This window comes from Halalkalibacter sp. HAAS-P014 (assembly GCF_056619965.1).
This window is the reverse complement of sequence record NZ_JBWQTV010000035.1, coordinates 1-12,796: the sequence shown is the minus strand read 5'-3', so window position 1 is coordinate 12,796 and position 12,796 is coordinate 1. Positions and strand designations below refer to the sequence as shown.

Below are 12,796 nucleotides of genomic sequence, written 5' to 3'. Positions count from 1 at the left end.
CGTAACATATGGATCACCTCACGATTATTCTTATCTATATTATACTATAATTACCTGAATAATCGGATTAGTCTGCGCAAAAAAACAGGCTGTTGAGAAAACTTTCTCAACAGCCTGAGTTTCTCCTTATGAGGAGAAACTTTTTTTTTGCCTATTCATAGATATTGAAATAAAGAAACGTTATACAAGTTAGAAAGATAGGTTAATAAACTATAGTCAATCGTTTGAATTCGAGTCATTAAAAGAAAATTAATGATATCTCCTATAGCAAAAGTAGCTTGGCTGCTTATTATACAAGTAATTACGAAAGGAGGAATTTAAATGAGTAATAGCAATTATTCTGATCTGCAAAAAAAGATTAGTAGGTATGAGAAAGAAAAGAAAGATCTACTTGAATGTTTAGCAAAGCTTGACAAAGAAAAAGGTGGTAAGAAGAAAAAGAAGAAACTGAAAGCTAAGCTTAAAAAGGTAGAGGAAAAGCTAGTTAATGCGATAGCGATTGCAGAAGCGGAAGCAGAAGCAGAAGCAGAGGCAGAAGCAGAAGCGGAAGCAGAGGCAGAAGCAGAAGCAGAAGCAGAAGCAGAAGCGGAAGCAGAGGCAGAAGCAGAGGCAGAAGCAGAAGCGGAAGCAGAAGCGGAAGCAGAGGCAGAAGCAGAAGCGAAAGCCGAAGCAGAGGCAGAAGCGGAAGCCGAAGCAGAAGCGGAAGCAGAAGCAGAGGCAGAAGCGGAAGCGGAAGCAGAGGCAGAAGCGGAAGCCGAAGCAGAAGCAGAAGCAGAAGCCGAAGCAGAGGCAGAAGCGGAAGCGGAAGCCGAAGCAGAAGCAGAGGCAGAAGCAGAAGCGGAAGCAGAAGCAGAGGCAGAAGCAGAGGCAGAAGCCGAAGCGGAAGCCGAAGCCGAAGCCGAAGCCGAAGCCGAAGCCGAAGCGGAAGCAGAGGCAGAGGCAGAAGCAGAGGCAGAGGCAGAAGCAGAGGCAGAAGCGGAAGCAGAAGCAGAGGCAGAAGCAGAGGCGGAAGCAGAGGCAGAAGCAGAGGCAGAAGCGGAAGCAGAGGCAGAGGCAGAAGCAGAAGCAGAGGCAGAGGCAGAAGCAGAGGCAGAAGCGGAAGCAGAAGCAGAGGCAGAAGCAGAGGCGGAAGCAGAGGCAGAAGCAGAGGCAGAAGCCGAAGCCGAAGCAGAAGCAGAGGCAGAAGCGAAAGCCGAAGCAGAGGCAGAAGCGGAAGCAGAAGCAGAAGCGGAAGCAGAAGCAGAGGCAGAAGCCGAAGCAGAGGCAGAAGCGGAAGCAGAAGCAGAGGCAGAAGCGGAAGCCGAAGCAGAAGCGGAAGCAGAGGCAGAGGCAGAAGCCGAAGCAGAAGCAGAGGCAGAAGCGGAAGCAGAAGCGGAAGCAGAAGCAGAAGCCGAAGCGGAAGCAGAAGCAGAAGCGGAAGCAGAGGCAGAAGCCGAAGCCGAAGCAGAAGCAGAGGCAGAAGCGGAAGCGGAAGCCGAAGCAGAAGCAGAGGCAGAAGCAGAAGCAGAAGCAGAAGCAGAGGCAGAAGCAGAAGCGGAAGCAGAAGCAGAGGCAGAAGCAGAAGCAGAAGCAGAAGCAGAGGCAGAAGCAGAAGCGGAAGCAGAAGCAGAGGCAGAAGCGGAAGCGGAAGCAGAGGCAGAAGCGGAAGCGGAAGCCGAAGCAGAAGCAGAGGCAGAAGCAGAAGCGGAAGCAGAAGCAGAGGCAGAAGCAGAAGCGGAAGCAGAAGCAGAGGCAGAAGCAGAGGCAGAAGCCGAAGCGGAAGCAGAAGCAGAAGCAGAAGCAGAGGCAGAAGCGGAAGCAGAAGCAGAGGCAGAGGCAGAGGCAGAGGCAGAAGCAGAGGCAGAGGCAGAAGCAGAGGCAGAAGCGGAAGCGGAAGCAGAAGCAGAAGCAGAAGCCGAAGCGGAAGCAGAAGCAGAGGCAGAAGCAGAGGCAGAAGCAGAAGCCGAAGCGGAAGCCGAAGCAGAAGCGGAAGCCGAAGCCGAAGCCGAAGCAGAAGCGGAAGCAGAGGCAGAGGCAGAGGCAGAGGCAGAAGCAGAGGCAGAAGCGGAAGCAGAAGCAGAGGCAGAAGCAGAGGCGGAAGCAGAGGCAGAGGCAGAAGCCGAAGCAGAAGCAGAAGCCGAAGCAGAAGCGGAAGCAGAGGCAGAGGCAGAAGCAGAAGCGGAAGCAGAGGCAGAAGCAGAGGCAGAAGCAGAAGCCGAAGCAGAAGCAGAGGCAGAAGCAGAGGCAGAAGCCGAAGCAGAAGCGGAAGCAGAGGCAGAAGCGGAAGCAGAAGCAGAAGCAGAGGCAGAGGCAGAAGCCGAAGCAGAGGCAGAAGCAGAGGCAGAAGCAGAAGCAGAAGCAGAGGCAGAAGCAGAGGCAGAGGCAGAAGCAGAAGCAGAAGCAGAAGCCGAAGCAGAAGCGGAAGCAGAGGCAGAAGCAGAGGCAGAAGCAGAAGCAGAGGCAGAGGCAGAAGCAGAAGCCGAAGCAGAGGCAGAAGCAGAGGCAGAAGCAGAAGCAGAGGCCGAAGCGGAAGCAGAAGCAGAAGCAGAAGCAGAGGCAGAAGCAGAGGCAGAAGCAGAAGCAGAGGCAGAAGCAGAAGCAGAAGCCGAAGCGGAAGCAGAAGCGGAAGCAGAGGCAGAGGCCGAATCAACATCTACGGCTAATTTTGAGGGCAACACAATAACTGCAGAAGCAGGCAACAATCAACTTACTACAGGTAATAACACAAATATTATTTTTAATGATAATGCAGCTACGTCTATTGCGGTGATTCTATCTACAATTACGCTCTATGAAGCTTTAAATGGGAATGGAAATGGAAATCCAGAAAATCTTCAACCGATGATTGCAAATTTACAAAACACATTAGAGTCGTTACTTCAACAAGAAAATGGCAATCGTAGAGCAGTGATAGATGCTATTAATTCTCTTAAAAACGATAATCAATCATAGAATTTGGAGGAGGTAGTATGTCAAAAAGAAATATTTCACGCTGTTCGATCCCTGTGAAAAGAGCGGTAGATAACATGATTTATGTAAAGGTTGTAAATCAAAATGCAGACTTTAGTCGTAAATTTACAATGAATGCTTATGATAAAGAATTTAAAAATTCAGATCAAAAAGAGCTGTTACCAATTTATATTGAGGATAATATAAAAGATAGAGATACACTAAGAGCTGGAGAAGAAAAAATCTATAAAATAGACGTAACGAACGTTACAAAAAAAGTTGTGTTTGAGATTGTTCAAGAAAGAGGGGGATCGGGTGTTGGAGTATCCTCTAAAAATAGAGGACCGTATAACGTAGAAATACGCTTTAAATAAATATTGGGTTATAAGGGCTGCTGCTAAAGGTGAAAGTTATGTACTTTGGCAGTAGTCTTTTACATAAATGTAGAGCTCTGAGGGTATAGACTTCAATTGAACCATTAATATAAAGGTATTAATGGTTTAATTAATGGTTTGTTTAAAAAAACTCGTAGTTGTAATAAAGCGAATTTTGTTGACGATAATGAATAGGATGATGTAGTTAGTAAAGTAAATGAGGAGGGCTTCGATGCAATATAGAACTGAGAAAGATACAATTGGAGAAATTCAAGTACCCGCAAATAAAAGATGGGGCGCGCAAACGCAGAGAAGTAGTGAAAATTTCAACATCGGTATTGAACAAATGCCAGTAGATGTAATTCGTGCATTTGCGATTTTGAAAAAAAGTGCAGCAATTGTCAATCAGAAGCTAAATAAACTCGGCAAGGAGAAAGCAGAAGTGATTGTTACAGCAGCAGATGAGATTATTGCTGGAAAACTTGACGAACACTTCCCTTTAAAAGTGTGGCAAACAGGTAGTGGGACACAATCAAATATGAATGTTAATGAAGTCATTGCAAATCGGGCGAATCAATTATTAGAAGAGCAAGGGATAAAGGAGCGTGTTCATCCGAATGATGATGTTAATAAATCCCAAAGTTCAAATGATACGTTTCCGACTGCGATGCATATTGCAAGCCTTATTAAGCTAGAAGAAGATTTGTTACCAGCTATTTCAAAAATGAGAAATACATTAAAAACAAAATCAGACCAGTTCGATGACATTGTTAAAATAGGTCGAACTCACCTTCAGGATGCTACGCCATTAACACTCGGACAAGAAATTAGTGGTTGGCACAGAATGTTAGAAAAAGCTGAAAGTATGATTAAAGAAAGTATGGAATCATTAAGGGAATTAGCAATTGGAGGAACAGCCGTTGGGACAGGGATTAATGCTCACCCGCAATTTGGAGAATTCATGGCAGAGGAGATTAGTCAGATTTCGAATCGGACCTTTTTGTCAGCAAAAAACAAATTCCATGCACTCACGAGCCACGATGAGCTTGTTTATATACATGGGGCATTAAAAGCGCTTGCGGCTGACTTAATGAAAGTTGCTAATGATGTCAGGTGGTTAGCTAGTGGACCTCGTTCGGGTATTGGGGAGATTACCATTCCAGCAAATGAGCCTGGAAGTTCAATCATGCCGGGTAAAGTAAATCCGACTCAAAGTGAAGCTTTAACGATGGTAGTCTGCCAAGTGATGGGAAACGATGCGTCAATTGGGTTTGCAGCGAGCCAAGGGAACTTTGAGCTTAATGTGTTTAAACCAGTGATTATTTATAATTTTTTGCAATCGGTACAGTTGCTTACAGATGCAATCAATTCGTTTAATGATAAGTGTGTTGTTGGTATTGAAGCCAATATTGACGTGATTAAACAAAAAGTTGATCAATCTCTGATGCTTGTAACAGCTTTAAATCCTCATATCGGCTATGAAAAAGCTGCATCAATTGCTAAATTGGCTCACCAAGAAGGCTTAACCCTTAAAGAAGCTGCCTTAAAAACAGGATTTCTGTCTGAGGATCAATTTAACGAAATTGTTCAACCCCCAAAAATGGTACACCCAACAGAATAGAGTAGAGAAGGGGGTCAGACACCGCTTTAAGTAAGTAAAGTGGTGTCTGACCCCTTTTTATCGTTATATTATCTTACACAAAACTTTGAACTGTGTGAAAAGAAGGGGACGAGCGACTAATAGAGTGGATGAAATCGCTTACACAGGAGTCGATTTGAGAAGGAATTAGTTCTTTTAAATAAAGAGTAGTGAATTCTTTGTGCGAGCTCTACAATGACTTGATGTTTCATTCGCCTTATTATGAGGTTATACAAAAAGAGTTATCAGAAAATACAATCAGCTTGAAGTCACAGTACAGTAATGGATTCGATCAATCTAATAAGGGGTGAACATGATGAGCTTAAGCGTTACAAATGTAGCAAAAACATATCGTTCAAAAGGAGAAGAAAAACAAGTATTGTATGGGGTTGATTTTGAAATAAAACCACATGAGTTCGTTTGTATATTGGGTCATAGTGGTTGTGGGAAATCCACTCTTTTAAATATGATTGCTGGATTTATAAAACCTGATGAAGGTCGAATAATGGTTAATAACCAATCGATTCATGGACCATCAAAGGAGCGAGGAGTTGTCTTTCAGGAGCATGCCCTCTTTCCATGGCATACAGTGATCGAAAACATTGCCTTTGGTCCTCGATTACAAGGTTTGAGTAAGAAAAAATCTTTAAAAAAAGCAGAGGAATATTTACAGTTAGTTGGATTATCGGCAGCTAGAGATCAGTATCCAAGTCAATTATCTGGGGGGATGCAACAGAGAGTCGGTATTGCTAGAGCGTTAGCTAATGAACCGGAGATTTTATTGATGGACGAACCGTTTGGTGCACTGGATATCTTGACACGTGAGACAATGCGACGAGAATTACTTTCGATTTGGATGGAGCTTAAAACAATGGTTTTATTTATCACCCATAGTATTTCTGAAGCAGTATATTTAGCAGATCGAATTCTTGTTATGAAAGAGGGAGTTGTCGTAGCAAATGAAGAAGTGAAAATGATAAGACCACGTGATGTGAAACATAAGGAATTTGGTGAACTGGTTTCTTATCTTGAAACAATATTAATAGAAGATACTCCGATAATGTCAAAAGCAGAAGGGATGTGATAGTAATGGCAACAATTGAAAATACGAAAACGTCAATGAGGTTGGATCCTGTACCTAGTCAACGCTCAAAAATATTTTCGTTATGGGATAAAGATAGAGTGAGTCGTGTTATTACTATTATTAGTTTCTTTGTTTTATGGCAAGTGGTTGGCATGGTAAACCTTACTTACGGCTGGTTTAACCCAGTGTTTCTTCCCACCCCGGTTGCCGTAGTAGAGGCTGCTCTTCATTTACATGGGAGAGGTGAACTCTTTAGTCATATTTGGTCTAGTGCTTGGCGTTTAGGAATTGGTTTTGTGTTAGGGGTCATAATTGCGGTTATTTTAGCCTTTTTGATTGTTAAATTTAAGGTAATACAAAACATTCTAGACCCACTAATTAATATGATTGGTCCAATTCCACCGTTTGCTTTGCTACCGATCTTTATTATTTGGATGGGCGTTGGAGAGTTGTCGAAGCTGACTCTAATTACATATGCAACAGCTATTCCGATGATTGCCTATACAGTAGACGGAATTCGAAATGTGAACCCATCCTTGATTCGTTCGGCGATGGCGCTTGGTGCTAATCAGAGACAAGTCTTTTCTAAAGTCATTTTACCTTCTGCGCTGCCACCGATTTTTGTAGGTATGCGTGTTACATTGGCGATCTCGTTTTCAGCAATGGTAGTAGCTGAAATGATCGGTTCTTACTCTGGATTAGGATATTTGATTATTGATTCAAGAAACTTCTTCCAAATGGATAACATGTTCTTGGCTGCTGCTCTAATTGGTGTATTATATTTCATATTTGCTTTTCTATTAAGTGTAATTGAGTCAAGGTTATTTAAATGGAAGCAAGGAACTCAAATAAATGACGCAGTACAAAAATAGCGATAGGGGATGAAATATGATGAATAAAAACAGACTTGCGAAATGGAAGGTAGCTCTTATGGCCATTAGTTCGATTGTGTTAATGTCTGCTTGTTCAAGTGAAGAGGGAAGTACCGAGGCACCGGTACCTACCGAGGATACAGAAAGTGAAAGTGGTGCATTAGAAGTAAATGAAGTAACAATGTATGGGGTTATTGATACTCAGGTGTCGGCGCAACAAATTATTGCCGAAGAGATGGGCTTTTTTGAAGATGAGGGGTTGAATGTGACAAACCATATTGTTCAATCTGGTCCTGATATTGGTCCACTAATTGCAAGTGGTGACGCTCAATTAAGTTTTGAAACAACTATTACAAATATTTCTTTAAGTGCTGTTGATGTACCGAATGTTATTGTAGCACCAATGGCAAACGTTTCTGGAACACAGGCTGTAATTGCACATCCAGATTATGAGATTAATAGTGCAAAAGACATTGAAGGGGCAACAATTGGCATGGTACAAGGCGCAGGTGTTTCAGTTGCGGTACAAAATATGGCTGATGAACTTGGAGTAGACTTAGATACTGTGGAATTCATTAATATGGCGCCAACAGATCAAATAGCTGCTTTAGATAATGGGAATATAGATATGATGGCAGCATGGGAACCGTGGATTACAATTGGAATGGATCAAGGAGCAGAGTTCCTATTTAGTGGACGTATATCGAAAATGCCTGAGAAGCAAGGTGACGTTGATTGGATGCAATTTTATTCCACTTTCCAAGTGACAGAGCAATTTTTAGAAGAAAATCCGAATACAGTTAAAGCGATCTTACATGCATTATCAAGAGCAACTGATTTTATTAATGATAACCGCGAAGAGGCAATTGATATTTTAGATGAAAAACTTCAAAATCTTACAAGAGAACAAGTTGCTGAAGTTATGAGTAGAAATATATATTCTATGGAGGTGACTGATGATATGCGTGAAGGGTCAGAAATCATTGCAAATTTCATGAAGGATATGGATAATATTCCTAAGATTCCCGAGTTTGAAGACTATACTAACTTTGATTTACTTGAAGAAGTATTAAGCGAGAAATAAGAATAAGGAAGGGAAGAAGATGGTGCGTTAATAGCACCATCTTTTTCTAGTTTAAATTTAGAATGGGCGTGGTCCATATCCAGGGAATGCTCCAAAACCGCCATAGCCATGGTGATGTCCGTGGTGGTGGTGCCCATGGTGATGATGTCCGTGGTGGAAGTGTCCGTGATGGTGATGGTGGCCATGAAAATGATGTCCATGATGGTGACCGAAACCACCAAAGCCAGGGTATCCAAAACCACCAAAACCCCCAGCAGGATAGCCAGTGCCGAATCCAGGGCCGACTAACTGCCCACCTAAAAAGCCTAATCCAGCTCCTAAGATGCCAGCTCCTAATGGTCCGATAGCTCCAGGTCCGAATCTTGTATCCGCGGGTGAATAATAACCAGGTTGATAACTTCTATACATGTAAATTCGCTCCTCTCAATCTAAGTGTTGCAGCCTAAAGGTTCATATTTCATTTTCACTTTAGCCTATGGGAGTTAGCTGAATATGGAATGGGTGAAGGCCCGATTTTTTTACGATTAATGAAAAAGCCTATACGATTGCTAAGTCGTCCGGGTGCTTGTTTTACATTGGACTAGTTATCAACAATGAAATTGTGGATAAAGTGGATAACTACGAACAAATATTCGACAAGGATTTTACGTTAACAGACATCAATCGAGTTGTTCGAACAAAAAACTTTCATATTGCTGTGAAAATTATGTAATCACTCATAATTTTGTCCTGAAGAACAAATAATTCAATTAGTTTAATGTAATTGGAGGCTAATAACGAAATGAGTTTTATTAAAAAAGTTGCAATTATAATAGGCTGCGTCCTGTTTCTAGGATTTGGTTTAGTAACGAATGACACTTTAGGAGAAGAACAATTAGTTAAAAACGTAATTTTTATGATTCCTGATGGATTTTCTACTAGCTATGCTACAAATTATCGTATTTTTAAAGGGGAAGAGACGATTTTAGATCCTATGCTAACAGGAATGGTACAAACTCATTCGGCAAATAGTTGGGTTACCGACTCAGCTGCAGCGGGATCAGCAATGGCAACAGGTTTGAAAACAAATAATAAAATGATCAGTGTCTCGCCCGAAGGTGAAAAACGTCAGACGATACTTGAGGCTGCGAGTAGAGAAGGAAAGGCAACTGGTCTGGTAGCGACTGTAGCAATTACTGATGCAACTCCTGCTGCCTTTGGAGCGCATGTCGATTCAAGAGAAAAAGAAGCTGATATTGCGAAACAATTAATTGATAAGGTGGATGTTCTTCTTGGGGGAGGTAAACTTCATTTTCTTCCCATATCTGAAGGTGGCTTGCAAAAACAAGAAAATCTAATAGTTGAAGCGCAAGAGAGAGGCTATCATTATGTCGAGACGAAAAAACAACTATTAGAAGACCATAAGCAAACGAATAGAGTGTTAGGTCTATTTGCTGAAGTTGATCTTACACCTGTTATTGATCGAAGAATAACAGACGAGCCCACTTTAGCAGAGATGACAACATCAGCAATTGATATTTTAAAGCGCGACGATGACGGTTTTTTCCTAATGGTAGAAGGAAGTCAGATTGACCGAGCTGGCCATGTTCACGATGTAGTTTGGGCAATGAATGAGGTGAAAGCTTTTGAGGAGGCGGTTGAAAAAGTAATTGAGTTTGCCAAAGAAGATCAAGACACTTTGGTTGTGATTGCGGGTGATCATGATACGGGTGGGATGTCAGTTGGGGGTTACAATGAATACTTCGCTAATACTGAAATAGTAAGAGACGTACAGGCAACAGGAAATTTTATCGCTTCCAAACTAGATGAAAAGCGAAAGAATGTTAAAGACATTGTAAAAAAGTATACGGGTTTATCGCTAACGAAAGCTGAAATGAAACGAATTAGAAAGGCTGATGAAAAGCATGTCCCTATAGAAATAAATAACATCATTAGCAAACATGCGTATGTTGGTTGGCTCACGAATGTTCATTCAGGAGCTGATGTGCCTATCTATACTTTTGGACCGATGTCTGATCAATTCAGTGGGAGAATTGATAATACTGATATTCCTCAAAAAATGGCCGAGGCGATGGGGATAGAATTTGGTGATTAACGAATAATGAATAACGTTATTTGTAATATTGTTCGTTTATTTTGTGATTTTTACTTGTCTAATCTCCCATCTTAACGTTATTATTAGATAGAAACTAAAATTGATGGGGGAGCATAAAAATATGTATGGTGTGCCATTAACAAAGTTAGCAAAAAAAATAATGTTACTTGGATCAGGAGAATTAGGGAAAGAAGTAATAATTGAAGCACAAAGATTAGGGGTTGAAACGATTGCTGTAGATCGTTATGCTAGTGCACCTGCTATGCAAGTAGCGCATCGTTCTCATGTTATTGATATGCTCGATCCCGAGAAATTGCGTTCGGTTATTGAACAAGAAAATCCAGACTTAATTGTTCCGGAGGTTGAAGCTATTCAAACGCAAGTGCTTGTTGATTTAGAGAAAGAAGGATATAACGTTGTTCCGACTGCTTCTGCAACAAAGCTAACAATGGATCGTGAAGGTATTAGAAGAATGGCTAGCGAAAAGCTGGGCGTTCCAACAGCTGGCTATGAGTTTGCGGATTCTTATGATGAATTAAAGGATGCTGTCGCTAAAATAGGTACTCCTTGTGTCATCAAGCCTTTAATGAGTTCATCAGGAAAAGGGCAGAGTGTTTGCCGTTCAGAAGACGAGATCGAGACATCTTGGAATATTGCAATCGAAGGTGCACGTGGGAAAAGCACAAGAGTGATTGTTGAAGAATTTATTCATTTTGAATCAGAAATAACATTACTAACGGTCCGTTCAGTTTCTGGTACATCTTATTGTTCTCCAATCGGTCATGTTCAAAAGGATGGCGACTATATTCAATCATGGCAGCCACACCAGATGAATGAAGCTCAAATTAGAGAAGCACAAGCAATTGCAAAAAAAGTTACAGACGCTCTAGGTGGTTATGGATTGTTCGGTGTGGAATTATTTTTGACTAAGGATAAGGTGTATTTCAGTGAAGTATCCCCTCGTCCCCATGATACAGGGTTAGTTACCTTGGCTACACAAAACCTATCAGAGTTTGCGTTACATGTACGAGCTATTTTAGGTTTTCCAATCACAGATATCCAGCTTTTATCACCGGGAGCAAGTCATGCTATTAAATCGTGGGAAGAAAGTTCTCTTTACCAAGTTTCAGGTCTAGAAGAAGCATTGGCGATAAAAAATACCCAAGTTCGTCTGTTTGGAAAACCGGAAACGAAAGTGGGGCGCCGAATAGCAGTTGCTCTAAGTACGGATGAAACGGTCGATCATGCTCTTAAACGTGCAGATGAGGCAGCATCAAAAATAAAAATTATCTATCACAATGAATAACGCAAGGAAGGGCTACTTAGGTAGTCCTTTTTTATATTAAATAAATATACAAATCTTGAAGTAAGATTGATGAAACGGAGACATAATAATGATGATAATTTTTAGAGGAGTGTGAAGAATTGAGAAAGCTTTTAATGATTATTGTAATCATGATAGCGTCTGTGAATGGATTAGCTGATCAGGGATACGCATCGAAGACTTATCCAAACTCACATCTATTAGTTCAATCAATATGGCTGGAGGAGAATGTTGGAAAAGAAAATATCTACATAATTGATGTGCGCGAAAACGGATATGAAACTGGACATATTCCAACTGCTGTACATTTCAATATGGATGAACTCATCGATGAAAAACATTCTATTGAAGGGTATTTAATCGCAAAAAAACAATTTGAGCAGAAAATGAATGAGCTAGGTGTACGAAACGATCAAACCATCGTAATTTATGATGAAGGGAAAGATACAGCAGCCACTAGATTATTTTATGCGTTAGAATACTACGGGCATGAAAAGGTACATTTACTAAATGGAGGCTTTTCAGCTTGGGAATCCGAACAGAAAAAAGTATCAAAGGAAGTCGTAGCGAAAGAAAAAGGGAATTTTCATGCTAGTATTAAGGAAAATAAGATGGTTGATAAAGATTTTGTGAAGAAGGCTATTGGAAAAGAGGGTATTATTCTCATGGATGTTCGTTCACCAGAGGAGTATTCGGGAGAAAAAGTATTGGCTAAAAGAGGAGGCCATATTCCGACAGCGGTTAATCTTGAGTGGAAGATTATAATAGAAGAAAACGGCATTCCTTTTTTTAAAACACCTAACGAAATTGCAGAACTCTTACTTAATGCAGGGATAAGCGAAGATAAAAAGATTGTAGTCTATTGCCATAAGGCAAAGCGAGCTTCTCATATGTACTTTACATTAAGGTTAATGGGGTATAAAGATATAACTTTATATGAAGGTTCTTGGATAGAGTGGGGCAACGATCCCACAACACCAATTGAAAACCCTAGTAAGATGGATAGCTAAAGGGATGTGCCAAAAGGTAAAGTACAGTACCTTTTGGCACATCCCCTTATGTTTATTGATAGCGATGATGTGGTATATTTATTTGTGTAATGTTTTTATAAAAAAACTATTGCATTCCTTTTAAAGAAATGGTATATTAATTTTTGTCGCTTCAACGAAAACCTTTAGAAGCGAATAAACAACAATAAAGTTCCTGAAAAAAGTTGTTGCATGGAACTTAGAGGTGTGTTAAGATAATAAATGTCGCTAAAACAAGTGACATCGCATGAGTTCTTTGAAAACTGAACAAAAGCCAAGCGAAATAGAGATACATGATATCTCAGGGATTTTCAAGAAAATCCCAACGTAGAAATTTACCCGATAGGGCAAATTTCATCCGAATTATT

Annotated in this window: 10 protein-coding genes; 9 read left to right on the top strand and 1 reads right to left on the bottom strand. The window is 41.0% G+C overall.

The window, feature by feature from the left end:
• Positions 1–321: 321 nt before the first annotated feature.
• The 6 genes from AC1FXZ_RS21455 (at position 322) to AC1FXZ_RS21430 (ending at position 7,981) form a co-directional block, all read left to right on the top strand.
• Positions 322–2,931 (top strand): hypothetical protein, encoded by a 2,610-nt coding sequence (locus AC1FXZ_RS21455; protein WP_480057485.1) that lies wholly within the window; start codon positions 322–324, stop codon positions 2,929–2,931.
• A gap of 17 nt (positions 2,932–2,948) precedes the next feature.
• Positions 2,949–3,302, top strand: a complete 354-nt coding sequence (locus AC1FXZ_RS21450; RefSeq protein ID WP_480057483.1) for a hypothetical protein — start codon at positions 2,949–2,951, stop codon at positions 3,300–3,302.
• A gap of 232 nt (positions 3,303–3,534) precedes the next feature.
• Complete coding sequence (gene fumC / locus AC1FXZ_RS21445) at positions 3,535–4,923, top strand: class II fumarate hydratase (RefSeq protein WP_480057481.1); 1,389 nt, start codon at positions 3,535–3,537, stop codon at positions 4,921–4,923.
• 334 nt (positions 4,924–5,257) lie between these two features.
• Positions 5,258–6,025 carry an ABC transporter ATP-binding protein gene (locus AC1FXZ_RS21440; protein WP_480057479.1) on the top strand — a complete coding sequence of 256 codons (768 nt, stop codon included), beginning with the start codon at positions 5,258–5,260 and terminating at the stop codon, positions 6,023–6,025.
• A gap of 5 nt (positions 6,026–6,030) precedes the next feature.
• Entirely contained in the window at positions 6,031–6,897 is an 867-nt protein-coding gene (locus AC1FXZ_RS21435; protein WP_480057477.1) for an ABC transporter permease, read from the top strand.
• Between the two features lie 19 nt (positions 6,898–6,916).
• Entirely contained in the window at positions 6,917–7,981 is a 1,065-nt protein-coding gene (locus AC1FXZ_RS21430) for an ABC transporter substrate-binding protein (protein WP_480057475.1), read from the top strand.
• Between the two features lie 57 nt (positions 7,982–8,038).
• On the opposite strand, the gene AC1FXZ_RS21425 is transcribed toward AC1FXZ_RS21430, so the two are convergent.
• Positions 8,039–8,389: a hypothetical protein gene (locus AC1FXZ_RS21425; RefSeq protein WP_480057473.1), complete on the bottom strand. Its 351-nt coding sequence runs from the start codon at positions 8,387–8,389 to the stop codon at positions 8,039–8,041.
• Between the two features lie 373 nt (positions 8,390–8,762).
• On the opposite strand from AC1FXZ_RS21425, the gene AC1FXZ_RS21420 reads away from it, so the two are divergent.
• The 3 genes from AC1FXZ_RS21420 to AC1FXZ_RS21410 all read left to right on the top strand — a co-directional run bounded on the left by AC1FXZ_RS21420 (position 8,763) and on the right by AC1FXZ_RS21410 (position 12,410).
• On the top strand, positions 8,763–10,076 hold the full coding sequence (locus AC1FXZ_RS21420) for an alkaline phosphatase (RefSeq protein ID WP_480057471.1): 1,314 nt from the start codon (positions 8,763–8,765) through the stop codon (positions 10,074–10,076).
• Positions 10,077–10,197: 121 nt separating this feature from the next.
• Positions 10,198–11,382, top strand: coding sequence for a formate-dependent phosphoribosylglycinamide formyltransferase (gene purT, locus AC1FXZ_RS21415; protein ID WP_480057469.1), 1,185 nt, complete (start codon positions 10,198–10,200; stop codon positions 11,380–11,382).
• A gap of 119 nt (positions 11,383–11,501) precedes the next feature.
• Positions 11,502–12,410 carry a sulfurtransferase gene (locus AC1FXZ_RS21410; RefSeq protein WP_480057467.1) on the top strand — a complete coding sequence of 303 codons (909 nt, stop codon included), beginning with the start codon at positions 11,502–11,504 and terminating at the stop codon, positions 12,408–12,410.
• The last annotated feature ends 386 nt before the right edge of the window (positions 12,411–12,796 follow it).